This is a genomic window from Streptomyces sp. NPDC091416 (assembly GCF_044756845.1).
In the GTDB taxonomy this organism is placed as follows: domain Bacteria; phylum Actinomycetota; class Actinomycetes; order Streptomycetales; family Streptomycetaceae; genus Streptomyces.
This window is the reverse complement of sequence record NZ_JBIVTU010000002.1, coordinates 425,923-450,352: the sequence shown is the minus strand read 5'-3', so window position 1 is coordinate 450,352 and position 24,430 is coordinate 425,923. Positions and strand designations below refer to the sequence as shown.

Here is a 24,430-nt window from a genome sequence, read left to right as displayed (position 1 = left end):
CGCACGCCGCCCGGTTGCGGCCGCGCGCCGGGGGGGGGGGGGGGCCGGGGTGGGGGGGGGGGGGGCGGGGGGGGCGGGCCCCCCCCCCCCCCCACCCCCGCTGAAGGGCTGAGCGCGTCAGCCCTTCAGCTCCGCCGCCACCAGCTCCGCGATCTGCACCGCGTTCAGCGCGGCGCCCTTGCGCAGGTTGTCGTTGGAGACGAACAGCGCGAGGCCGTGCTCCACGGTCTCGTCGACCCGGATCCGCCCGACGAAGGACGCGTCCTGCCCGGCCGCCTGGAGCGGGGTGGGGATCTCCGAGAGCTCGACGCCGGGCGCGTCCTTCAGCAGCTCGTACGCGCGCTCCACGCTGATCGGGCGGTCGAACCGGGCGTTGACCTGGAGCGAGTGGCCGGAGAAGACCGGGACGCGCACACAGGTGCCGGACACCTTCAGCTCCGGGATCTCCAGGATCTTGCGGGACTCGTTGCGGAGCTTCTGCTCCTCGTCCGTCTCGAAGGACCCGTCGTCGACGATGGATCCGGCCAGCGGCAGCACGTTGAAGGCGATGGGGCGCTTGTAGACACCCGGCTCGGGGAAGTCGACGGCGCCGCCGTCGTGGGTCAGCTTGTCGGCGTCGGCGACGACCTTGGACGCCTGGCCGTGCAGCTCGGCGACGCCGGCCACGCCGGAGCCGGACACGGCCTGGTACGTGGCGACGGTCAGCGTCCGCAGACCGGCCTCGTCGTGCAGCGGGCGCAGCACGGGCATGGCGGCCATGGTGGTGCAGTTCGGGTTGGCGATGATGCCCTTGGGACGGTTCGCGACCGCGTGCGCGTTGACCTCGGAGACGACCAGCGGGACCTCGGGGTCCTTGCGCCAGGCGGAGGAGTTGTCGATCACGACGGCGCCCTGCGAGGCCACCTTCTCGGCGAGCGCCTTCGACGTCGAGCCACCGGCCGAGAACAGCACGATGTCCAGGCCCGTGTAGTCGGCCGTGGAGGCGTCCTCGACGGTGATGTCGGTGCCCTCGTAGGTGATCGTGGAGCCCGCGGAGCGCGCGGAGGCGAAGAGCCGCAGTTCGGCGACCGGGAACTTCCGCTCGGCCAGGATGCTGCGCATGACTGTGCCGACCTGACCGGTGGCGCCGACGATTCCGACCTTCACAGGAACTCCCTCAGACGTACGAACGGGCATGTTTGCCGCTTCATGATGCGTCTGTCCACGGCTTCCTTGTCCAATCCATTGTCCGGCCTGCGGACAGGTGGCGCGCAGCACAGTGGGGCGGGCGCCCGTTGAGCGCCCGCCCCACTGTCGTACGGATCACATGGTCACCGCGATGCGGTTACGGCGCGACCTTCTCGATCACGACGCTGCCGGTGCCCGCGGCGGTGCCGCGCGCGTTCACCAGCTGGACCTCGCCGAAGAACTGCCGGCCCGCGGGGGCCGCCCCGGCGACCGCGACCTCGGCACTGACCTCGGCGGAGGCGCCGGGGGCCAGGTTGACCGCCTTCGACTCGTCGACCTTGATCGTGCCGAGCGACGGCGAGTAGTACACGTCGCGGTAGTCGTACTCGGTGGTGCCGGCCGGGACGTCGTACCCGTCGATGACGACCGTGTACGTGCCCGCGGCGGGCTTCAGCAGGCTGACGGCCTCCTCGGAGCCGGCCGTGGTGGAGGAGCCCACCTCGGTCGCGCCCTTGTAGACGTACAGGTCGAGGTCGGCGTTGGCGTCCGAGGTGGACCCGATGGCGACGTCCAGCTTCTCGACGCCCTCACCGATGGTCACCTCCTTGACGTACTGGCCGCCCGTGGAGATCGACGGCCGCTCGACGTCGGCCGAGCCCAGCGAACCGCCCTTGAGCTTGCCCGCGAGGTCACTGGCGTTGTTGGTGACCGTCCAGTCCACCGCTGCCGGGGTGCCGATCTTCGCCTCGGCGATGGTCTGCACCGCCGGGTCGAAGGTCGCGCCCAGCAGCGAGATGTCCAGCTTGTACGGGTTGTCCAGCAGCGGCGACGTACGCCGTGCCTCGACCTCGATCTCCCAGACACCGGCCTGCGGGTCGGTGTACGAGCGCACGTCGGGGCGGCAGGTGTTGGCCGGGTTCTCGTAGTTCGGGTAGCAGAACGGCGTCCCGCTGTCCTCGACCGCGACACCGTACGGGTGGATGGAGATGAAGCGGGTCTGGCTGCCCGAGCGCAGGGCGCTCATGGCGACCTCAAGGGTCTTGGCGCCCTCCGGCACGGTCACGAAGTACGACGTGGTGCCGTTGCGCTGCACCGAGCCGGAGGCCGTGTAGGCGTAAGCCGGCTTCACGAGCTCCTTGGAGACGACGACCGTGGCGAGGATCTGCTGGTCCACGCCGGAGGTCTTCGCGTCGTCGACCTGCAGGATCGCGCTGTGCACGCCCGCGCTGCCCGGCTTCGCCTGGACCTTGACCGTGACCGGCTTGCCGAGCGGCAGGGAGACGGTCTTCGAGCCGGTGAGCTTGAAGGTGCCGTCGTTGTACTTCCACGACAGCTTGTGCTTGACGTCCTTGTCCGGGCCCGTGGTGCGGGTGACCGTGACGTCGTACGTCTTCTTCTGGCCGGCCTTGAGGCCGCCCTCGCGGTCGTACAGACCGGTGCCGAAGCCCGGGGTCTTCAGCGCGAAGTCGATCGCGGTGTCGACCGGGGCCTTGACCGTGTACTCGTGCGCCGGGGCGCCCTGCTTCTCGATCTGCTTCCAGGCGCCGACGATGTTGATCAGACCGGCACCCTGGGCGTGCGCGGGCACTCCCTTGATCTGGGTGGCGGTGCTGGTCAGCGCGGTGCGCAGGTCGGCCGGGGGCAGCTCGATGTGCTTCTGCTTCGCGGCGGACAGCAGCAGCGCGGTCGCGCCGGCGGCCTGCGGGGAGGCCATCGACGTGCCCTGGAGCATGGAGTAGCCGGCCGGGAGCGAGTAGCCCGACTCCTTGACCGGGCCGCCGGGCAGCCAGGTCTGCGTCGAGTTGATCGCCGCGCCGGGGGCCGTCAGGGTCGGCGTGAAGCCGCCGTCCTCACGCGGACCGCGCGAGGAGAACGGGAGCATGTCGTACTTCTTGGTGACGGCCGAGCCGTAGTTCGCGGCCCAGGTCTCCTTGGAGATGGACGCGCCGACCGAGATCACGTGGTCGGCGAGGCCGGGGTCACCGATGGTGTTGACGCCCGGACCGTCGTTGCCGGCCGAGATGACCAGCTGGACGCCGTAGATGTCGATGAGGCGCTTGTACAGCTCCGAGCGGGCGTTGTTGCCGTCGTTCAGCGGCGGCAGGCCGCCGATCGACATGTTGACGACGTCGACGCCGCGGTTCACGACGAGGTCGATCATGCCCTCGGTGAGCGCGATGTTGGTGCAGCCGCCGGACCAGGTGCAGGCGCGCGAGGAGACGATCTTCGCGCCGGGCGCGGCACCGTTCATCTTGCCGCCGAACAGGCCGTTCGCGGCGGTGATGCCCGCGACGTGCGTGCCGTGCTCGGACTCGATGACGCCGATGTTGACGTAGTCCGCGGTGTTGCCCGCCGCGTTGTACACGACGTTCTTGCGGTTCTCCACGACGAACGGGATGCGCTCGACGACGTCGGTGCGCGGGTCGTCCGTGCCGAAGTAGGAGACCTGGTGCTTCTCCTTGTACGGCAGGAGGACGGCGTCGTCGGAGAAGTCCGCGTTGTTGTTCAGGTCCACTCGGGTGGTGCCGGTGACCGGGTCGTACAGGACGGCCCACGAGTCGGTGGTGTCACCGTCCCGGTTGAGGTCGCCCGCCATGTCGCCGCCCCTGGTGACGGCCTCCTTGAACACGCTGATCCGGTACGAGCCCGCCGGGGCCGAGTACGTACGGCCGCCGTAGGTGAACGTCGGGCCGGACACGGCGTCCGTCATCCGCAGCCAGGTGCCGTCGCCGTCACTGACCGGGTCGGTGGCCGTCACCCAGTCGGTGACCTTGCGCTCACCGGTGGTGGTCTTCTGCAGCGCCGGGTGGCCGAGGTCGACACCCGAGTCGAGGATGCCGATGGTCACGCCGCGGCCGTCGGCCTTCGGGTGCTGCTTGACGAAGTCGACCGCGCCCGTCTCGAAGGACGGGTTGTACGGGTTCTCCGCCGGGGTGTTCTTCCCGGGCGCCGGGTAGGTCCCCGTCGACTTCACCGCGGCCCGGCTGCCGGTCGCCCGGTCGGCCGACGGCGTCGGGTCGTCCAGCACGATCTCCTGCTTGAGATCGATGCCGTGCACCGAGGACAGCTTCGAGGCCGCCTTGATGGTGGCCTCGGCCGCCGCGATGGGCACGGTGGCCCGCACGTAGCCGAGCTTGTCGTACGCCTGCCCGAGCACGGAGCCCTTGACGGCGTCCAGCTGCTCGGCGACCTGCTCGGTCGCACCGGGAGCGGTGGCGACCATCATCGTGATGTTCTTCTCGCCCTTGGCCTTGGCCTTGGTGAGAACGTCGGCGTCGGCCTTGCCGAGCTTGTCCGGCGTGCTGTCGCCCGCGGCGGTCTTGACGGGGGCGGGGGCCGGAGCGTCGACCGCGAAGACGGGGGCGGCGCCGGTGGCGGCCAGGGCGGCCACCAGTCCGGCGGCGGCCGCGACCCGGGCCACGCGTCTCGCCCCGGGTATGGAGCTGGGGGATTCGGAGGTCATCAGCATCCCTGTATGTGAAAGAGAGAGTCCGGAAATCGGTACCGGATGATCGCTCACCCTTTCGTAAATGACAGGGGTTTGTGGAGACTTGTGAGGGGCGAGTTACGGACATGGCGGACTTCCGCCAATGGTGCCGAAGCGTCATGCGGGATGAAGCGGTGCATACGTGACGGATGGAAGGGGTCCCGCGGCTCACCGGGGCAGGATCATCACGTACGCCACGGGCTCGCGGTCGGCCGCCGCCATCAACGCGGTCCGGACCACGGTCGCCTGCTGCTCCCGGGCGTCCCGCAGTTTTCCCGGCGTGAGGTGGACGACGGTGACGCCCAGCCGCTCCAGGTGCTCGCGCCGCGCGGCGTACGCGGACCACTCGGCCTCGTGCTCCCGCCGGCGGTGGTCGTCGTCGATCCGGCTGTGGCGCGGGGCCCTGGTGTCCAGTTCCACGGCCACCGCCTCCTCGGGCCAGTAGGCGTCGACCGCGCCCAGATGCGGGCCGCCGGGCAGCCGGAGATCCACGTTCCACAGGGGTTCCGGCAGACCGTGCGTCCGCACCATGTCGTACAGCCGCTCCTCCGCCAGCGCCCGGCCCTCGGCGAGCAACGAGTCCACGGCGTTCACCACCTGGGGCCGGTCGAGCACCTTGGCGCGGTTCAGCTCGCCCACCAGGACCGCAGGTTCGCAATGCCCGCCGCGAACCGCCTCGGTGAGCAGCCGGCGTACGGCATGCGCGTCCCCGAGCCCGACCACGGCGTCCGCGAGCGCGCGGGCCACCGGCGCCACCGGCAGGCCGTCCAGCTGCTCCGGCCGCGGCAGGTCGGAGCAGCGCACCAGGCGGACGTACCGGGCCGAGCGCAGCCGCCGGCCGCGGGGCACCAGGACGTCGATGCGGTCCGTGGCGACGGCGGGCGGCGCGGCGGCGAAGCCGTACAGCGAGAGCGCGGCGAGGCCGGTGATCATCGCCTCGCCGTAGCCGGGGTCCGCGCCCGGGGCCTGCGCCGGTACGGTCCGCCGCCCGGTGGCCGGGGGCCGTCCCGCGTACAGCAGGGCCGACCGCAGCCGCTCGTGACCGCTGAGCGGACCCGGGTGCAGGACGAAGACGCCGGGCAGTGCCTGCTGCCACGGACCGCCGGTCCGGCACTGCTCGGCGACCTGTGCGGGGGACACTCCGTGGGCCTTTAACTGGGCGGTGGACAACACGCGTTGACGGGCGGAGGAGGCGATGCGGAGGTGACAGGCAGGGAGCGGGGTGTTCGGGTTCATGCTCCGGTGTATCCCGCCCGGGGCCGGGACCTTAACCCCTGTTACAGGCCCGTCGACAATCCAGGACAACGCCGTCCTGAAGTACGGATGTTCGACTGCCGAAAAGGGTGGACCCGCCGGGGTTTATGAGCCGGTCACGGGGGGCGCACCGCGGGCGCCGGGCGCCCGGCGCGTACGCCTTCGGGACTCCGGTCCCGGCCCGCCCGGCGTCATCCGGCCCGTCCGGCGCGAGAGGACGGACCCCTCGCCGAGGTGAACGGCACCCCGGCGAGGGCGGCACGTCTCAGACCGCGGCAGAGTCGCACGCCTGGGCCCGCAGCGCCCGGCCCAGGTCGTCCCCGGCCTCCAGGACCAGCCGCCGCAGCGCCGGTGCCGCGTCCGCGTGCTCCGCCAGCCACGCGTCGGTGGCCGCCAGGGTGGCGGGGTCGTCCTGGAGGTCCGGGAACAGGCCCTTCACCACGGCCATCCCGATCTGGATGGACCGCTCGGCCCACACCCGCTCGATCACCTCGAAGTACCGGGCCGCGTAGGGCGCCAGCAACTCCCGCTGCGAGGACTGCGAGAAGCCCAGGATCGTGGCCTCCACCAGTGCGTTGGACAGCGCGTCCGACTCCACGACGCCCGCCCATGCCTGGGCCTTCACCGCGGCCGACGGCCGCGAGGCCAGGCAGCGGACGTGGTGCCGCTTGCCGGACGCCGTGTCGTCGCGGGCCAGTTCGGCATCGACGGCCGCCTCGTCGGCCACGCCGTGCGAGACCAGCGGGGACAGGAACGCCCACCGGAGCTCCTGGTCCACGTCGAGCCCGTCGATCCGGGCCGTGCCGTCGAGCAGCCCGGACAGCAGCTGGAAGTCCGTGTCCGAGGCGGCGACCGCGGCGAAGAAGCGGGCCCAGGCCAGCTGGGGCTCACTGCCCGGCGCCGCGCGCCGCAGCTCGCGCAGCGCGCCTTCGGCCAGGGCCCGGCCGCCCTCCTCGCGCCACGACGGGGCGGCGTAGTGCGTCAGGGCCGTCCGGGTCCAGGTGTGCAGCATCTGGAGCACGCCGATGTCGGTCTCCCGGCCGGAGAAGGCCAGGACCAGCCCGACGAAGTCGCGGGCCGGCATCAGCCCGTCCCGGGTGAGGCTCCACAGCGCGGACCAGCACAGGGCGCGCGCGAGCGGGTCCGTGATGTCGCCGAGGTGCTCCCGGAGCGTGGCCAGCGACGCCTCGTCGAAGCGGACCTTGCAGTACGTCAGGTCGTCGTCGTTGACGAGGATCAGCTCGGGCCGCTCGGCCCCGGCCAGCTCCGCGATCACGGTGCGCGGTCCCGCCACATCCGCCTCGGCCCGGGCGTAGCGCACCAGTTCACCGGTGGCCGTACGCCGGTACAGGCCGACCGCGACCCGGTGCGGCCGCAGCTCGGGGTGGGACTCGGCCGCCTCCTGGAGGACGGCCAGCTCGGTGATCCGGCCCGCGGCGTCGTAGGTCGCCGCCGGGGTCAGCGAGTTGACGCCCGCGGTCTGCAGCCAGGAGCGCGACCACGAGGTCATGTCCCGGCCGGACGTCTCGGCCAGCACGGACAGCAGGTCGCCCAGCTGCGTGTTGCCGTACGCGTGCTTCTTGAAGTAGCGCCGCGCGCCTTCCAGGAACGCGTCCCGTCCCACGTAGGCCACCAGCTGCTTGAGAACCGAGGCGCCCTTGGCGTACGTGATGCCGTCGAAGTTCAGCTTGGCGTCCTCCAGGTCACGGATGTCCGCCGTGATCGGGTGGGTGGACGGCAGCTGGTCGGCGCGGTAGGCCCAGGACTTGCGGTTGTTGGCGAAGGTGATCCAGCCGTCCTCGAACCGGGTGGACTCCACCATCGCGAAGACGCCCATGAAGTCGGCGAACGACTCCTTCAGCCACAGGTCGTCCCACCACTGCATGGTGACGAGGTCGCCGAACCACATGTGCGCCATCTCGTGCAGGATGACGTTGGCCCGGCTCTCGTACGCCGCCCGCGTCACCTTGCCGCGGAAGATGTACTCCTCGCGGAACGTGACACAGCCCGGGTTCTCCATCGCGCCGAGGTTGTACTCGGGCACGAAGGCCTGGTCGTACTTGCCGAACGGGTACGGGTAGTCGAAGTTGTCGTGGAAGAAGTCCAGGCCCTGCTTGGTGATCAGGAAGACGTCGTCCGCGTCGAAGTGCCGGGCGAGCCCCTTGCGGCACATCGCGCCCAGCGGGATGTCCAGCGTCGTGCCGTCGTCGAGCGTACGGCTGTAGGAGTCGGTCACGTAGTGGTACGGACCGGCGACGACCGCCGTGATGTACGTCGAGATCGGCTTCGTCTCGGCGAACCGCCACACCCCGCCCTCGCGGGACTCCTCGGCCCCGTTGCTCCAGACCGTCCACTCCTCGGGGGCCGTCACCCGGAAGCGGAAGGGGGCCTTGAGGTCGGGCTGCTCGAAGTTGGCGAAGACGCGCCGTGCGTCCGCCGGCTCGTACTGGGTGTAGAGGTAGACCTCGCCGTCCTCCGGGTCGACGAAGCGGTGCATGCCCTCGCCGGTCCTGCTGTACGCGCACTGCGCGTCGACCACCAGGACGTGCTCGCCCTCCGACAGGTCCGCCAGCGTCACGCGGACCCCGTCGAAGACGACGGCCGGGTCGAGCGCCGTGCCGTCCAGGGTCACCGCGGTCACGGACGGGGCGATCAGATCGGCGAACGTCGTCGCACCGGCACGCGCCGAGCGGAACCGGATCGTCGTCACCGAACGGAAGGTCCGCGGACCGGACGTCTGCTCGCCCTCCCCGTCGGGTCCACCGACCGCGGAACGGACGTCGAGCACGACGTCGTAACCGTCGACGGTCAGCAGCTCGGCCCGCTCATGGGCCTCGTCGCGGGACAGGTTCACACCGGGCACGAGCACACTCCTTTGTGTCACGTTCGAATACTTTGATCCTCCCATGCCGTCTTCCGGCCCGGCATTCGGGAATGGCGGAAGCGTCCGGCGGTGTTCTCGGCCACAGGATGCGATAGGTCCTCATGAGGAGAGAGATGTCTGACAACAGCACGGTGACCGGCAAGACCCCCGCCGATTTCTGGTTCGACCCGCTCTGCCCCTGGGCCTGGATGACCTCCCGCTGGATGCTGGAGGTGGAGAAGGTCCGCGACGTCGAGGTCCGCTGGCACGTGATGAGCCTGGCCGTGCTCAACGAGAACCGGCTGGACGAGCTGCCCGACGAGTACCGCGACATGCTGGAGACCAAGGCCTGGGGCCCGGTCCGCGTGGTGATCGCCGCCCAGCAGAAGCACGGCGACGACATCGTCGGCCCGCTGTACACCGCGCTCGGCACCCGTTTCCACAACCAGGGCGAGGGCCCCACCCGTGAGGCGATCGAGGGCGCGCTGAAGGATGTCGGCCTGCCGGCCGAGCTCGCGGAGTACGCCGACTCCGACGCGTACGACACCGAACTGCGCGCCTCCCACCAGGAGGGCATCGACAAGGTCGGCCAGGACGTCGGCACCCCGGTCATCGCGGTGCCCGGCGCGGACGGCGAGCAGGTCGCCTTCTTCGGCCCGGTCGTCACCCCCGCCCCGAAGGGCGAGGACGCGGCGAAGCTGTGGGACGGCACGCTGCTGGTCGCGTCGATCCCCGGCTTCTACGAGATCAAGCGGACCCGCACGCAGGGCCCGGTCTTCGACTGATCGTGTGAGCCGCGGGGCCGGTCACCGGCCGGCCCCGCGGCCCGCGCCGCTCATCCGTACAGCGCGTCCAGCCCCGGCAGCCGCAGCGCCACCCGCTCCGTGTCGTCGAAGCTGAAGTTCCACTCCGGGTCCAGGTCGGGGTAGTCGATGGTGAACGCGTCCTGCGGCAGCTCCTCGCCCGTCGCCTCCCGGTACGCGTCCCACGCCACCCCGAGCACGTCCTCACCCTCCAGATCGGCGCCCTCGGCCGCCGCGGCCCTGACCGCCGGCAGTCCGGCCAGCGCGTCCGGGTCGGCGACCACCCGCTCGAACACCTCCCGGCCCTGCGCTATCAGCCAGCCCCGGAAGTAGTCGAAACCGTCGTCCGAGCAGCCGCCGTTGATCGTGTACGCCGCGGCCCAGAGCGGGGCCCGGTAGGAAGCCGCCATCAGGTCCCACAGCAGCTGCTGCGCGGCGAGGATGTCCTCGGCCGGCCGTTCGGCGAGCAGCGCCGTCACCCGCCCGGCCACGGCCTCGGCGTCGGCGGGGTCGACGACCAGGGCGCGCGCGTCGTCGATCAGCTTCCAGAAGTCCTTGGTGTCCATGGGACGAAGCATGCGGCAGGGGTCTGACATCGAGGTGAGGATGCCGTCGCCCGGCCGCCCGGCCGACCCGGACCGCGCACGGAAGGCCCCCGCGAGTCACGTCCTCGCGGGGGCCTTCCTTCATCCGCCTGCCCGGCGACAGTTGAGAAGACGATCACGAGGCAGGACGTTCTCGGTGCGGCGTCGTTCAGGGCGCGAGCAGCAGCACGTCCGCGCGCTCCTTGGCGGCCGCGTAGCGCTTGGCGACGTCCTGCCAGTTGACGACGCGCCACATCGCCTCGATGAAGTCGACCTTCTGGTTCTTGTACTGGAGGTAGAAGGCGTGCTCCCAGGCGTCGAAGACCAGGACCGGGACCGAGCCCTGGCCCACGTTGCCCTGGTGGTCGTAGACCTGCTCGACGATCAGGTTGCCGCTGAGCGGCTCGTACGCGAGGACGCCCCAGCCGGAGCCCTGCGTGGTGGCCGCGGCCTTCGTCAGCTGGGACTTGAAGCCCGCGAAGGAGCCGAACGAGTCGGTGATCGCGTCCGCGAGGTCGCCGACCCCGTCCGCGGCCAGGGGCTCGCCGCCGCCGTCGCCGCTCATGTTGTGCCAGTAGACCGAATGGAGGATGTGGCCGGAGAGATGGAACGCGAGGTTCTTCTGGAGCCCGTTGACCGCGCCCCAGGCCTCCTTGTCCCGCGCCTCCGCCAGCTGCTCCAGGGTGTCGTTGGCGCCCTTCACGTAGGCGGCGTGGTGCTTGTCGTGATGGAGCTCGATGATCTGCGGATTGATGACCGGTTCGAGCGCCGCGTAGTCGTACGGGAGTTCCGGGAGCGTGTACGTGGCCATGATCGAACCCTCCAGCTGCTGAACTGTTGTTGTTGCAACCTATATGCAAGAGCAGGCTAACAGCAGGAGCAGGTGAGGGGTCATCAGTCCTTCGGCGTAGGACCACGACCGCGGGTGCACGCCAGAACGCCGGGCGGGCCCGAGTGATCGGGCCCGCCCGGCGTTCCGGCGTATCCGGGTTACCTGTCCGTCGTGGCGGCGGAGCGCCGCTGCCGTACGACCCCGATCACGATCAGGACCGCCGTCAGCGCACCCGTCGCCAGCAGCTGGTCACGTGTGTCGGGCTGGCGGAGCATCAGGACGAAGATGCCGGCCATGGCGAGGAGCGCCACCACCGTCAGGCCCGGGAAGAGCCACATCCGCACGACCAGCTTCTCGGGCGCCTCGCGCTCCAGCCGGGCCCGCAGGATCAGCTGGGAGGCGGCGATGAAGATCCAGACGACCAGGATCACGGCGCCGATCATGTTGAGCAGCCACGGGAACACGTCGTCCGGGCGCCAGTAGCTCAGCAGCACGCACAGGAAGCCGAACACGGACGAGACCAGGACCGCCGTGCGCGGGACGCCGGAGGTGACCTTGCCGAGCCGCTTCGGGCCCTGGCCGCGGGCGACCAGCGAGCAGGCCATGCGCGAGGCGCCGTAGATGTTCGCGTTCATGGCCGAGAGCAGCGCCACCAGGATGACCACGTTCATGATCTCCGCCGCACCGCTGATGCCCAGGTGGTCCAGCGCCGCGTAGAACGGCCCCACCTCCACGACCTTCGCGTCGTCCCACGGGACCAGCGTGACGATGACCGCCATCGAGCCGACGTAGAACAGCGCGATCCGCCACATCGCCGTCCGCACGGCCTTCGCGACACCCTGCACCGGGTTCTCGGACTCCGCCGCGGCGATGGTGACCGTCTCCAGGCCGCCGTACGCGAAGACGGAGGCCAGCAGCCCGATGACCAGGCCCTCGGTGCCGTTCGGCATGAAGCCGCCCTCGCCGCTGAGGTTGGCCGTGCCCGGGGCGTCCGTGCCCGGCAGCACCCCCAGGATCGCCAGTACGCCCAGGACCAGGAAGAGCGTGATCGCCGCGACCTTGAGCGCGGCGAACCAGAACTCGAACTCGCCGAACTTCGTCACCGAGGCCAGGTTCGTCCCCAGGAACACCACCATGAACAGCGCCACCCAGGCCCACTCCGGGGTCCCGGGCAGCCAGCCGCCGATGATCTGCGCGGCGCCGATGCCCTCCAGGCCGACGGCGACGCAGAGCAGCACCCAGAACGCCCAGCCGGCCGTGAATCCCGCCCACGGCCCGATCGCCCGCTCGGCGTGGACGGAGAACGAACCGGAGGCCGGGTTGGCCGCCGACATCTCGCCGAGCATGCGCATCACGAGCATGACCAGCAGCCCGGAGACCGCGTAGGCGATGACGATCGAGGGCCCGGCGGCGGCGATGCCCGCGCCGGAGCCGACGAAGAGTCCGGCACCGATGACACCGCCGAGGGCGATCATCGACAGGTGGCGCTGCTTGAGTCCGTGGGTGAGGGCCGAGTCGCCTCCGGTGTCGGAGGCGAGGGCCGGGGAGCCTGTGGGGGGAGGCGCGGAGGTCCGAGGCATGGACGAGCTCTGTTCGGTCGGTGAGACGGGGGACGTGTACCCAGTCTGAACACGCGCCCCGTTCACGAGGAACCGCTGTCCGCTATACGGTCACCAGGCTCACACGCCGCGCACACCCGGCCGCGTGGGGCCGTGTGCGGCCATGAACCGTCGCTTTAGAGGGAATTCACAGTACGGATGCAGAAGGCCTTCCCGCTCGGTGGCTGCCATATCCGGTCCCACCTCAGTGACGAGCATCACGCCCCGACGCGATTGCCTGCCGCGCTTTGTGTGAACCCCACCAATCCCTCAACCGTCCCTTTGTGGGCCGCTGATGGTGATCCAGCCATGCTCCGTCGGCTAACGTCAGCCCCAGTCTGTCCCCACCTGCCCTCACCCCGCGGAGTCCCGATGAGCACTGCTGCCGCCGCCCCCGTCCGTACCGGAGCGGTCCTCGCCGATCTGCTGCCCGCCGCCCGGCACCGCTACGCCGTGGACACCGCCCTGGTGCTCGGCGGCGCCGCGCTGACCGGCATAGCGGCCCAGATCGCCGTCCCGGTCCCGGGCTCCCCGGTCCCGGTCACCGGCCAGACCTTCGCCGCGCTCCTGGTCGGCACCGCGCTCGGCGCCCGCCGCGGCTTCCTCGCGCTCGCCGTGTACGCGCTCGTCGGCATGGCCGGCATGCCGTGGTTCTCCGCCGGCAGCTCCGGCGCGGGCGGTGCCTCCTTCGGCTACGTGCTCGGCATGCTGCTCGCCGCCACCGTGGTCGGCGGCCTGGCCCGCCGCGGCGGCGACCGCTCCGTGCTGCGCACCGCGGGCACGATGGTGCTCGGCTCGGCGATCATCTACGCGGTCGGCGTGCCCTACCTGGCGCTGTCCACCGGCATGTCGGCGAGCGCCGCGATCGCGGCCGGCCTGACGCCGTTCCTGCTCGGCGACGCGCTGAAGGCCGCGCTCGCCATGGGCGCGCTGCCGGCGTCCTGGAAGCTCATCGGCCGTCGCGGCTGATCTCGTAGCTCCCACCGAAGAGGCTCGCCGGGTCGTGACGCGACACCAGACCGGCGAGCCTCTTCCGTGTCTGCGGGTCGTGGAACCCCTCCGTGCGGTCCCCGCCGCCGAAGGAGAAGTTCAGCGAGCGGCCGACCACCAGCGGTCCCAGGACCGCGGCCACCTCCTCGTACAGGGCCCGGACCGACGCCACGTCCGTACCGCCGAGCGGTGACAGCAGCCGCAGGAGACAGCCGGCGTCGCGGTAGGGGACCGCGTTGCCGGGGTCCGGGGCGGAGGCCAGGGCGCCGCCCAGATGGTTGAGCTGGACCACGGTCATCATCGGCGCCTTCCGCCCGGTCAGCTCCAGCACCCGCGCCGCCCGTTCGGGATCGATCCCGCTCAGCATCAGCCCGTCCCCGTAGTAGGCGTGCGGGAACGGCGGATCGCTGTGGATGGTGTGGCTGTCGGTGTACGGCATCTCCCGCAGCGAGTCGGCCAGCGCGGGGCCGATTGCCCGCAGTGGCGCGACGAGGCGTTCGCCCGCGTCCGTGGATCCGGTGTACGCGACCCGTACCGAGATCACGTACCGGCCCCGCAGCTCTTGCGGCACCTGCGGGAGGTCCGGGTACACGAGCGCGCCGACGGAGGACGTCAGCCGGGCGGGAACGGTCCGGGTCCACTCCAGGTAGCTCCTGAGCACCCGCGCGCCGGCCTCCTCGTCGCCGTCGAAGGCGAGCGAGCCGCCGTAGAGCCGGGCCACCGGGACCAGCCCGGTCTCCATCGCGGTCACCACGCCCAGCCGGTGCCCGCCGCCCCGCAGCCCCCAGAACAGCCCGGGCTCCTCCGCGGCGGTGGCATGGCGCAGCACCCCGTCGCCGGTCACCACGTCGAACGAGCGGACCAGGTCGGCGGCGTAGCCGAACTCCCGGGCCAGCACGCCCAGCCCGCCGCCGAGCGTGTACGAGACCGCGCCGACCCCGGGGGAGGAGCCGTTCAGCGGGGCGAGGCCGTGCGGGGCCGCGGCCTCGATCACCTGGCCCCAGGTGGCGCCCGCACCGATGCGGGCGGTGCGGCGCACCGGATCGACCAGGACCGAGTCCATGGCGCGGGTGACGACCAGGACGCCGCCCTCGACCGGCCCCGCCAGTCCGTGGCCGGTGGCGTGGACGCCCACCCGGAGCCCGTCCCGGGCGGCCCGGGACACGGCGGTGCGTACGTCGTCCGCGTCGGCGGCCTCGACGACGAGGTCGGGGCGGATCGCGAAACTGGTCTGGTAACCGGTGGGGACGGCAGTCATGGGGAGGCTCTCCAGTCGCTCGCTCGATGCGCTGACTAAGCAGAGCCTCCCCGCCATACCTGACAACGGCCGTCAGGTATGGATGATCACTTCCCGGCGGTCACGGCCGGCTCGCCGCTCCGGCGCCTGCGCGCCTCACGGACCAGGGACACCGCCACCACCAGGACCGCGACCAGCAGCGAGAGCAGCACCTGCTCGCGCCCGGCGTCATCGGTCAGCATGTAGACCAGCACGAACGAGATCATCGCGATGGTCGCCCAGGTCAGATACGGGAAGAGCCACATCCGCACGACCAGCTTCTCGGGCGACTCGCGCAGGATGATGCCGCGCATCCGCAGCTGGGTGAAGCAGATGACCAGCCAGACGAAGAGCGCGACCGCGCCGGACGAGTTCAGCAGGAACGCGAAGACGGTGTCCGGCCACTGGTAGTTGAAGAAGACGGCGACGAACCCGAAGACGACGGAGGACAGGATCGCCGCCTGCGGCACGCCCCGCTTGTTGGTCCGGGCGAACGCCTTCGGCGCGTCACCGCGCCCGCCGAGCGAGAACGCCATCCGGGAGGCCGTGTAGAGGCCGGAGTTCAGGCAGGAGAGCACGGCCGTCAGCACGATGACGTCCATCACCTGGCCGGCGTGCGGGATGCCGATGACGTCGAGCGCGGCGACGTAGCTGCCCTTGTCGATGATCGACGGGTCGTTCCACGGCAGCAGCGTCAGCACGACGAAGATCGAGCCGAGGTAGAAGACGGCGATCCGCCAGATCACGCTGTTGGTGGCCTTCTGGACGGCGCGTTGCGGGTTCTCCGACTCCCCGGCCGCCAGGGTCACGATCTCGCTGCCCATGAAGGAGAAGACGACCATCAGCACGCCGGTGAGGATCGCGCCCGGACCCTCGGGGAAGAAGCCGCCGGTGTCGGTGAGGTGGGCCAGTCCGGATCCGGCGTGGTCCGATCCCGGCAGCACTCCGAAGACGGCGAGCAGGCCGACGATCACGAACGCGCCGATCGCCACCACCTTGATCCCGGCGAACCAGAACTCGAACTCGCCGTACGAACCGACGGACACCAGGTTCGTCGCGGTCAGCACCAGCATCACGATCAGCGCCCAGCCCCACTGGGGCACGCCCGGCACCCAGTTCTCCAGGATCTTGGCACCCGCCGTGGCCTCGACGGCGAGCACCACGACCCAGAAGAACCAGTACAGCCAGCCGATCGAGAACCCGGCCCAGCGGCCCAGCGCCTGGTCGGCGTAGGTGGAGAAGGAGCCCGAGGCGGGGCGGGCGGCCGCCATCTCGCCGAGCATCCGCATCACGAAGACGACCATCAGGCCGACCAGCGCGTAGGACAGCAGGATCGCCGGTCCGGCGGCGGCGATGCCGGCGCCGGAGCCCACGAACAGGCCCGCGCCGATCACACCGCCGATCGCGATCATCGAGAGGTGACGGTTCTTGAGGCCGGCCTGGAGCCCGTCCCGGGACTCCGCCCGGTCCGAACGGTCCGGCCCGTCGGGCTGGTGGCCCGGCCCTGCCAGAGTCGTCTGCGACGTCATGGATCGAATCCTTACGTTTTCGGATCACTCGGTTGCGTGACTCGCCGCACCCACGGTGGTGGAGCGGCGAGCGATGCATTGAAGCCCGGTGAACCCCGAAAGCGGAACCCCTCCTTCCGATTCGTTGACCGGATCGTTGCCTCAGTGGCATCGCACACACGGGGCCCGCACATCGGGGCCACACCGCACCCCGTCGTCGGTTACCCGGCGTCGCTCGTGCCACACTCCTCCCATGCGCGTGTACCTCGGATCCGACCATGCCGGTTACGAACTCAAGAACCACCTCGTCGAGTGGCTCAAGGCACAGGGCCACGAAGTCGTCGACTGCGGTCCCCACATCTATGACGCCCAGGACGACTACCCGCCGTTCTGCCTCCGCGCCGCCGAGAAGACGGCCGCGGACCCGGACAGCCTCGGCATCGTGATCGGCGGCTCCGGCAACGGCGAGCAGATGGCCGCGAACAAGGTCAAGGGCGTCCGCGCCGCACTCGCCTGGAGCGAGCAGACCGCCGCGCTGGGCCGCGAGCACAACAACGCCAACGTGATCTCCATCGGCGGCCGGATGCACACCGCCGAGGAGTCCACCAAGTTCGTCGAGATCTTCCTCTCCACCCCGTACTCGGGCGAGGAGCGGCACACCCGCCGCATCGAGATGCTCACGGCGTACGAGAACACCGGCGAGCTCCCCCCGATCCCGGCCCACCACCCGCAGCAGGGCTGACCGCCCCCCTATCCTGGACCGTGCCGCCGGTATCCCCGGCGGCACAGCCATGTCCGCCCGCGCCTCACCGAGGAGAACCGCAGCCGTGCCCGAGGGACACACCATCCACCGCCTCGCGGACGACCACCGGGACCGGTTCGCCGGACGGCCCGCGCGGGTGAGCAGCCCGCAGGGAAAGTTCTCCGACAGTGCCGCCCTGCTCGACGGCCGCGTCCTGGACCGTGCGGAGGCCCACGGCAAGCACCTCTTCCTCGGCTTCGAGGACACCGGCTGGGTCCACATCCACCTCGGCCTGTTCGGCAAGCTCGGATTCGGTACGGTCCCGGCCCCGCCGCCCACCGACACGGTCCGCCTGCGCCTCCTGAACGACGCGCACCACGCGGACCTGCGCGGTCCGACCACCTGCGCCCTGATCACCGGCGCCGAGAAGCGCGCGATACACGACCGGCTGGGCCCCGACCCGCTGCGCCCCGGCGACGACGGCGAGCGCGCCTGGCAGCGGATCTCCCGCAGCCGGATCACCGTGGCCGCCCTGCTGATGGACCAGAAGGTCGTCGCGGGCGTGGGCAACGTGTACCGGGCCGAGGTGCTCTTCCGGCACGGCATCGACCCGTACCGGGCCGGCAAGGACCTCACCCGCCGCGAGTGGGACGCGATCTGGGCGGACCTGGGCGCGCTGATGCGCGAGGGCGTACGGAACAACCGTATCGACACCGTGCGCCCCGAGCACCTGCCCGAGGCGATGGGCCGCCCGCCGCGCGTGGACGACCACGGCGGCGAGGTCTACGTCTACCGGCGCGCCCGGCAGGCCTGCCACATCTGCGGCACGGAGATCCGCACGGCGGACCTGGCGGCCCGGAACCTGTTCTGGTGCCCGGGCTGCCAGCCCGCGTAGCGGCGACACCCGTCCGGCACTTCAAGCCCGCCCGGCGATTGAGGACGAGGTCGCCGGACGGACCCGCACCCGTCTAGAACCCCCGCGGCAGCCACGGCGCCACGTCGGACAGGAACGCCGACGACGCCTCCGCTACCGCACCGGCCCGCAGCTCCCGGACCAGCCCGGCCCCGGCCAGCGCGCCCAGTGCCTCGCCACCGAGGTACGCGCTGCCCAGTTCCCGTACGGACAGCGCCAGATCAGCCGCGTCCTCGGTGCGCTTGCACGACGCGCCGCCCTTCGCGTCCGTGGTCAGCCGCCACCGTCCGGCGTTCCAGGGGCAGAACGCGTCCTCGACCTCGAACACCACGTCCAGCGGCCCCCGGTAGGTCCGGGCCTCCAGCGCGGCGCCCACGTCCACCAGCCGCAGATGGAGCGAGTCCCGCTGCCGGATGTCGCACCGGCGCACGTCCGACACCAGGTGCAGCACCGCGTCGTCCGCCGGCCGGTTCCGTGCCTCGACCGTCGACGTCAGGTCGATCGCGAAGAGGAAACGCCACAGCGCCGCGTAGGCCGCCGGGTCGAGGGCCGCCAGGTCGCTCACCACGACGCGCCCCTTGGGGCCCGCATTGTCCCAGTCCGGCTTGATGTGGTAATTCGTGTAGCCGACGAGTTCGCCGTCACGTTCCGCCAGCAGGCACTGCAGCGCCGAGCCGCCCGCGCGTGAACTCGGCGGGTCGATCAGCGACTTGCGCTCCCAGCCGGGGCCGTGGGCCGGGGTGCCCGGCCGGCCCGGAACCAGCCGCGCGTACACGCTCTCGCACGCGTCGACCGCCTCGTCCTTGCGCGCGTACCGCAGCCGGACCTCGTCCGTGCCCTCGGGCACGCTCAGCCGCACCCGGTCCGTGTCGATCGCCAGGGACATCTGGCGGGTCGCCGCCCCGTACCCGAACCGGCCGTAGATCTCCGGCTCCGACGCCGTCAGCACCGCGATCGGCTCACCCAGGGCCCGTACGTCGTCGAGCTGGCGGCGCATCATCGAAGTCAGCAGACCGCGCCTGCGGTGCGTGGACGCGACGCTCACCATCGTGACCCCGGCCGTCGGGACCAGTGCTCCGCCGGGCACGGCCAGCCGGAACGAGAAGGCGCCCGCCGTCGCGACCACGTCGTCGCCGTCCCAGATCCCGATCGACCGCTCGTACTCGGTCACGGACCGGTACTGCTCCAGCTGCTCGGCGGGCTCCTCGGCCCCTCCGAAAGCGAGCTCCAGGGACGAGAACCACTTGTTCCATTCGGAAGGCCGCAAAACACGGAGCTCAGTTGTCATATGCCATCCCTACCAGGGCTTTCACAGCGAGGCGAGTCGTTTTCGAACACATTGTCACAGGGGTCCCCCTGCACCGGAGCCCGCCGGGTGGATAAGGTCCCCGCAATGGCCCGACGCGAAGGAGCAGAGACGTATCCGGCCCGATTGAGGAAATCGGCGCACCGGGTACGCACCGCGCTGCGCCGGTCCGGGGTCGACTACTTCCGCGGGGACGGCTCCGACTGGATCGCCCTGGCCGCGCTGCTGCTGACCATTCCGGCGATCACCTGCGCGACCCTGCTGAACCCGGTGTGGTGCTCGCCGACCCTGCTCGTGCTGCCGATCGTCGCGGGTGGCCTGCTGCTGCGGCCCGCCAGCCTGCTCGGCCTGTACGCGACCGCCGCCACGGCCCTGATCGTGGAGTCCCTCTGGCTCGGCCCGTACGAGGACGGCCCGGCCCGGGTCACCCCCGGCACCGTGCTGACGGTCGCCGCCTGCGGGTTCCTCGGCCTGATCCTCGCCCAGTTCCGGGCCAGGGTCGGCGTGCCGTGGCGACGCGGCGGCACCATGCTCTTCGACCTGCGCGAACGCATCCGGATCCAGAGCGCGCTGCCCCGCCTCCCGCAGGGCTGGCACCGTGAGATGTCGCTGCGCCCGGCCGGCGGCCAGTCCTTCTCCGGGGACTTCGTCGTCGCGGCCCGCACCAACGGCGGCCGCACCCTGGAGGCCGTGCTCACCGACGTCTCCGGCAAGGGCATGGACGCGGGCTCCCGCGCGCTGCTGCTCTCCGGCGCCTTCGGCGGCCTGCTCGGATCGCTGCCGCCGCACGGCTTCCTGCCCGCGGCCAACGGCTATCTGCTGCGCCAGGACTGGGACGAGGGCTTCGCCACCTCCATCCATCTGGTGCTGGACCTGGAAACGGGCGACTACGAACTTCTCTCGGCAGGCCACCCGCCGGCCCTCCAGCTCCACGCCGGCAGCGGCCAGTGGGAGGAGATGGCGGCGGAGGGCCCGCTGCTCGGGGTGTACGACGGGGCCGAGTTCGACGCCGTGAAGGGCCATCTGGCACCCGGCGACGTCCTGATGCTGTTCACCGACGGTCTGGTGGAGGCGTCCGACCGGGACATCGCGGAAGGCATCGACCGGCTGACGGGCGAGGCCGACCGCTATGTCACCACGGGGTTCGAGGGCGCGGCCTGGCATCTCATCGAGGCCTGCGCCAAGGACGTCAACGACGACCGGGCGCTGTTGCTGCTGTCGCGCCGGTCCTGAATCCACAACCGTGCGGAACCGGCAGGAAACGGGCGCACGTCAACGCGCCCCGGCCCATCACCGGATCGGGAGCGGAACCGCCTCGCGCCCGCCGGGCAGCAACCGGGCCAGCCAGTGCGAGCGTCCGGCGGCCAGGGGTGCCAGGACCGCGAGGACGAGCACATAGCCCGCGATGAACGGGGAGAGCCGTTCGTCCAGCCCCGCGCCCGCCGCCATCGTGGCGAGGATCAGGGCGAACTCGCCACGTGCCACCAGCGTCGTGGAGATGTTCGCCGTGGCCTGCGGGCCGAAGGCGTACACCTTGGCGGCGGCGATTCCCGCGACGACGTTCATGGCGAGGGTCACCGCGACGGCGGCCAGTACCGGCCACAGCACGGTCGGCAGGTCGCCGGGGTTGATGGAGAGGCCGAACGCGAAGAAGAAGATCGCTCCGAAGGCGTCGCGCAGCGGATGGACCAGCTTGAGGATGCGTTCCCCCGAGGTGGTGCTGCCGAGCATCAGGCCCACCATGAAGGCGCCGATGGCGTCCGCGACCCCGAACCACTCCGAGACGCCGGCCACGAGGACGGCGGCGCCGAGGAAGGAGATGACGAGGAGCTCGTCGTCCCGGGTGCTGATGAGTTTGCCGATGACCCTGGTGCCGAACCGGGCGGCCAGCGCGAGGACCAGCAGGAACCCGAAGGCCTTGCCGCCGTCGACCGCGGCCGACGCGAGGCTGTCGGCGCCCGAGAGGATGGGCTGGAGGGCCGCCAGGTACAGGGCGAGGAACACGTCCTCCACGACGATGATGCCGAGGATCGGCTTGGTCTCCGGGTTGCCGATGCGTCCGAGGTCCACCAGGACCTTGGTGACGATGGCCGACGACGAGATGCCCAGCACCCCGGCGAGGACCAGTGCCTCCGACGTGCCCCAGCCCAGGGCGAAGCCGAAGCCGAGTCCGGCACCGACGTTCAGGGCGAGATAGGTGCCGCCGGCGACCGCCATCTTGCGGCCGCCCGCTTTGAGGTCGTCGAGGTGGAACTCCAGGCCGAGGTAGAAGAGCAGCAGGACCAGGCCGAGTGCCGAGAGCATCTCCAGGTCGTGCGGGTCGGCGACGAGAACGATGCCGGGGGTGTGCGGGCCGAGGAGGATCCCGGCCAGGATGAACAGGGGGATGGTCGGGAGTCCGATGCGGCTGCCGACGCGGGCGAGGACGGCGGCGGCGAGGAAGGCGCCGCCCATGGCGATGAGCGTGTCTGCGTGTCCGATGAGCTTGATCCTTCGTTGGGTCAAGAGAGCGTCAAGGAATCGTCAGTAATTAGTTTACCGAACGATTGACGTTGCAACTATGGGTGCCCCGACGACCGTGCCGCGAAGGGGTGGCCCGGCCTCTCCTAGGCTCGGGCCATGACCCCATCTCCAGCGCAGCTGACCCTGGCCGAGGTAGAGGCGATCGCCCGCGCCGCCCATGCCGAGCAGCGGGACAAGGCGGGCAGGCCGTACGCCGAGCACCTCGCGGCCGTCGCCGAGGGGGTACGGGCCCGGGGCGGCAGCGACGCCCAGATCGCCGCGGCCTGGCTGCACGACGCGGTCGAGGACGATGCCCTGACGGAGCGGTGGCTGGCCGATGCCGCACTTCCGCAGCAGGTCAAGGACATGGTGCTCGCCGTCACGAAGCGGCACGGCGAGGATCTGGCGGCGTACGCCCGACGCATCCTGGACACGCCCGGCGCCCTGCTGGTCAAGGAGGCCGACCTCGCGCACAACGCCGACCCCGCCCGCCTCGCGGTGCTGGAGCCGGCGACCCGTACCCGGCTGAGCGAGAAGTATGCGCTGGTACGGGGTCTGCTCGGCCTCACCGCCCCGCAACCGCCCGCCGAGCAGCAGGATTGAGCCAACACGTCGAAGCCCGGCCCATGAGCGGGCCGGGCTCCGGTGTGTTCGGGTGTGCGGTGGTGCGATGTCCCGCTCTCAGAGCTTCGCGGACTCCCGCCGGAAGGCCCAGTTCATGTCCGGTTCGGTCACGCAGCGCAGGACGCGTCGCACCGGCGGCGTGCACAGCAGCGTCACCCCGGTCGCGGCGACGACGCTGACCAGGACCAGGCCGGTCGGGGAGATCAGCCACTCGTTCCGGTCGAAGAGACCGGCGTACGTGGCGCCCTTCACCATGAACCCGTGCAGCAGGTAGCCGCAGATCGTGCCTGCCCCGAGCACGGTGAACCACATGTGGCGCCGCGGGACCAGGGCCAGGAAGGCGCCGGTGAGCAGCGTCGCGCAGCCGAACAGCGCGAACGTCATCACCACGCCGGTCCACCACGGATTGCCCATGTCCTGGGCGGCCGAGTTGCGCAGGAACCAGCCCAGCTCCATCCGGGGCGCGGCCCAGTAGGCGAAGACCAGGGCGACCGCGAACAGCGGCAGGGCCAGCATCCGCGCCTCACGACGGCGGACCAACTGGAAGTGCTCGGGCTTGAGTTGGAGCCCGAGCACGAAGTACGGCAGGAACTGCAGGACGCGCGGCAGGTCGAGGTCGTTACCGATGCCGGGGGCGAGCGAGGCGAGGGACGCGATGACGAGCGAGACCGCCATCGGGTGGCGCAGGCTGCGCCACAGAGGTGTGGTGAGCCGCCAGATGAACAGGGCGGCCAGGAACCAGGTCAGGTACCAGGGCTCGGTCAGGGTGATCGCTGCGCCGGGGTCGTCCGCGTACCGCCGGAACAGCGAGTACGCCGTCTCGAACACCACGTACGGCACGGCGACTCCGGTGACCAGACGCTTCACCTTGGCCGGGCTCATGTCGAACGAGCGCGAGAAATAACCCGAGATGATGATGAAGGCCGGCATGTGGAAGGTGTACGTCACCATGTACAGCGCACGTGCGGCCCTGCTCCCGTCCATGACCGGCACCCACGAGTGGGCCACCGCGACCAGCACGATGGCCAGGTACTTGGCGTTGTCGAAGTAGGCGTCACGCCTCTTCGCGCCGGCCGCCCGCTCGGTGCCGGCCGGCTGTGCGGGCCGGGCCGGGGCCGGTGCGGGACCTCCGTCCGTCGCTGTCGCCGTCGGTGCGTGGCGTCTGGGCTCCGACTCCCGGGTCGCCGGTGGGATCGTGGCCCTCTGAAATACGTTCGGAGCGTGGAACATCTCAGGCACCCTAGACGCCTCGATTGCCATTCGTAAAACCGCCGTCGGATATTGCGTGTTCCCGTCGGATCAAATGTCAAACCATCAAGTTCCGTCCGTTATGAGCAGGTTAATCCCGCTTAAATGGTGCATATCGGCAGGCAGTTGATGAAGATGAATTACGTCTCTCCCGGACACGGGTAATGCGTGTGAATAAACTGTGTGGGTGCGGAAACGATGACCGTTGCAATGGTCGCGCGGTACGTGATTTCCGCTGCTGAGCGCTCCGGTGCCGCCCGTGCGGACGCCGGGCCGAAGCGGGGCCCGTGGGTGCCGGGCGACCGGCGCACGGGGGGCGCAGGGGGCGCAAGTTGGCGCGATATCGCCAGGTCGATTCGTCACCTGGCAGCGACCACGGGGGAGTTGGTGGCACGATGGACGGCAACGGAGGAGTGCACGGTCGCACACCTCCGGGCCGGCAAGGCGGACCGACCGAGGGTGTGAGCAGTCGTGGCCATTTCGCTGTCTGTGGTGCTTCTTTTCGCGATCATCCTGGTGGTCATGATCCGAGGCGGTTCCATCAAGCCCGGACCCGCGATCGTCGCGGTGCTCTTCGGCTTCTTCCTGGCATCGACCGGCATGGCGCCGTCGATCCAGAGGTTCATGGACTCGATAGCGCAGAGCATCAACCAGATCAGCTTCTGAGGCCTCCCGGGACGGCGCGGCCGCCCCGGCGGACGCGCCCCCGAGGGCGCGTCGCGAACATGCGAAG

The 24,430-nt window shown here is 70.7% G+C and carries 19 protein-coding genes; 7 read left to right on the top strand and 12 right to left on the bottom strand.

Going from position 1 to position 24,430, the window contains the following annotated elements; all coding sequences use genetic code 11:
• Window positions 1-117: 117 nt before the first annotated feature.
• The 4 genes from ACIQMX_RS08900 to pepN form a co-directional block, all read right to left on the bottom strand.
• Window positions 118-1,146: an aspartate-semialdehyde dehydrogenase gene (locus ACIQMX_RS08900; RefSeq protein WP_363065835.1), complete on the bottom strand. Its 1,029-nt coding sequence runs from the start codon at window positions 1,144-1,146 to the stop codon at window positions 118-120.
• A 178-nt stretch (window positions 1,147-1,324) separates the two neighbouring features.
• Window positions 1,325-4,636, bottom strand: coding sequence for a S8 family serine peptidase (locus ACIQMX_RS08895; RefSeq protein ID WP_402475949.1), 3,312 nt, complete (start codon window positions 4,634-4,636; stop codon window positions 1,325-1,327).
• 186 nt (window positions 4,637-4,822) lie between these two features.
• On the bottom strand, window positions 4,823-5,890 hold the full coding sequence (locus ACIQMX_RS08890; protein ID WP_402475947.1) for a hypothetical protein: 1,068 nt from the start codon (window positions 5,888-5,890) through the stop codon (window positions 4,823-4,825).
• Between the two features lie 283 nt (window positions 5,891-6,173).
• Window positions 6,174-8,771, bottom strand: a complete 2,598-nt coding sequence (gene pepN, locus ACIQMX_RS08885; protein ID WP_402475945.1) for an aminopeptidase N — start codon at window positions 8,769-8,771, stop codon at window positions 6,174-6,176.
• Between the two features lie 134 nt (window positions 8,772-8,905).
• Between pepN and ACIQMX_RS08880 the strand changes: the two genes are divergently transcribed.
• A complete protein-coding gene (locus tag ACIQMX_RS08880; protein WP_363065843.1) occupies window positions 8,906-9,556 on the top strand; it encodes a DsbA family protein in 651 nt (216 codons plus the stop codon).
• A 50-nt stretch (window positions 9,557-9,606) separates the two neighbouring features.
• Here ACIQMX_RS08880 and ACIQMX_RS08875 read toward each other — a convergent pair whose 3' ends face one another.
• The 3 genes from ACIQMX_RS08875 to ACIQMX_RS08865 all read right to left on the bottom strand — a co-directional run bounded on the left by ACIQMX_RS08875 (window position 9,607) and on the right by ACIQMX_RS08865 (window position 12,570).
• Window positions 9,607-10,140: a DUF4240 domain-containing protein gene (locus ACIQMX_RS08875; RefSeq protein ID WP_363065845.1), complete on the bottom strand. Its 534-nt coding sequence runs from the start codon at window positions 10,138-10,140 to the stop codon at window positions 9,607-9,609.
• A gap of 187 nt (window positions 10,141-10,327) precedes the next feature.
• Entirely contained in the window at window positions 10,328-10,969 is a 642-nt protein-coding gene (locus tag ACIQMX_RS08870; protein WP_363065847.1) for a superoxide dismutase, read from the bottom strand.
• Window positions 10,970-11,148: 179 nt separating this feature from the next.
• Window positions 11,149-12,570 (bottom strand): amino acid permease, encoded by a 1,422-nt coding sequence (locus tag ACIQMX_RS08865; RefSeq protein WP_363065849.1) that lies wholly within the window; start codon window positions 12,568-12,570, stop codon window positions 11,149-11,151.
• A 390-nt stretch (window positions 12,571-12,960) separates the two neighbouring features.
• Between ACIQMX_RS08865 and ACIQMX_RS08860 the strand changes: the two genes are divergently transcribed.
• Window positions 12,961-13,557, top strand: a complete 597-nt coding sequence (locus ACIQMX_RS08860; RefSeq protein ID WP_148018696.1) for a biotin transporter BioY — start codon at window positions 12,961-12,963, stop codon at window positions 13,555-13,557.
• Here ACIQMX_RS08860 and ACIQMX_RS08855 read toward each other — a convergent pair.
• Entirely contained in the window at window positions 13,538-14,836 is a 1,299-nt protein-coding gene (locus tag ACIQMX_RS08855) for an FAD-binding oxidoreductase (protein ID WP_402475943.1), read from the bottom strand. The two genes, ACIQMX_RS08860 and ACIQMX_RS08855, sit on opposite strands and share 20 nt — an antisense overlap.
• An 86-nt stretch (window positions 14,837-14,922) precedes the next feature.
• On the bottom strand, window positions 14,923-16,383 hold the full coding sequence (locus tag ACIQMX_RS08850; RefSeq protein ID WP_402475941.1) for an amino acid permease: 1,461 nt from the start codon (window positions 16,381-16,383) through the stop codon (window positions 14,923-14,925).
• Between the two features lie 232 nt (window positions 16,384-16,615).
• On the opposite strand from ACIQMX_RS08850, the gene ACIQMX_RS08845 reads away from it, so the two are divergent.
• Window positions 16,616-17,104, top strand: a complete 489-nt coding sequence (locus tag ACIQMX_RS08845; RefSeq protein ID WP_148018694.1) for a ribose-5-phosphate isomerase — start codon at window positions 16,616-16,618, stop codon at window positions 17,102-17,104.
• Window positions 17,105-17,189: 85 nt separating this feature from the next.
• Window positions 17,190-17,999, top strand: coding sequence for a DNA-formamidopyrimidine glycosylase family protein (locus ACIQMX_RS08840; RefSeq protein ID WP_363065855.1), 810 nt, complete (start codon window positions 17,190-17,192; stop codon window positions 17,997-17,999).
• A 73-nt stretch (window positions 18,000-18,072) separates the two neighbouring features.
• Here ACIQMX_RS08840 and ACIQMX_RS08835 read toward each other — a convergent pair whose 3' ends face one another.
• Complete coding sequence (locus tag ACIQMX_RS08835; protein ID WP_363065857.1) at window positions 18,073-19,305, bottom strand: GNAT family N-acetyltransferase; 1,233 nt, start codon at window positions 19,303-19,305, stop codon at window positions 18,073-18,075.
• A 105-nt stretch (window positions 19,306-19,410) separates the two neighbouring features.
• On the opposite strand from ACIQMX_RS08835, the gene ACIQMX_RS08830 reads away from it, so the two are divergent.
• On the top strand, window positions 19,411-20,556 hold the full coding sequence (locus ACIQMX_RS08830; protein ID WP_402475938.1) for a PP2C family protein-serine/threonine phosphatase: 1,146 nt from the start codon (window positions 19,411-19,413) through the stop codon (window positions 20,554-20,556).
• A gap of 57 nt (window positions 20,557-20,613) precedes the next feature.
• Here the strand turns inward: ACIQMX_RS08830 and ACIQMX_RS08825 are convergent, their stop codons facing one another.
• Window positions 20,614-21,777 (bottom strand): cation:proton antiporter, encoded by a 1,164-nt coding sequence (locus ACIQMX_RS08825; protein WP_363066143.1) that lies wholly within the window; start codon window positions 21,775-21,777, stop codon window positions 20,614-20,616.
• Between the two features lie 165 nt (window positions 21,778-21,942).
• Here ACIQMX_RS08825 and ACIQMX_RS08820 point away from each other — a divergent pair, with 165 nt between their 5' ends.
• On the top strand, window positions 21,943-22,428 hold the full coding sequence (locus ACIQMX_RS08820; RefSeq protein WP_363065860.1) for an HD domain-containing protein: 486 nt from the start codon (window positions 21,943-21,945) through the stop codon (window positions 22,426-22,428).
• A gap of 78 nt (window positions 22,429-22,506) precedes the next feature.
• On the opposite strand, the gene ACIQMX_RS08815 is transcribed toward ACIQMX_RS08820, so the two are convergent.
• Window positions 22,507-23,679 carry an acyltransferase family protein gene (locus ACIQMX_RS08815; protein ID WP_363065862.1) on the bottom strand — a complete coding sequence of 391 codons (1,173 nt, stop codon included), beginning with the start codon at window positions 23,677-23,679 and terminating at the stop codon, window positions 22,507-22,509.
• Between the two features lie 489 nt (window positions 23,680-24,168).
• Here ACIQMX_RS08815 and ACIQMX_RS08810 point away from each other — a divergent pair, with 489 nt between their 5' ends.
• Window positions 24,169-24,363, top strand: coding sequence for a hypothetical protein (locus ACIQMX_RS08810; RefSeq protein WP_363065864.1), 195 nt, complete (start codon window positions 24,169-24,171; stop codon window positions 24,361-24,363).
• The last annotated feature ends 67 nt before the right edge of the window (window positions 24,364-24,430 follow it).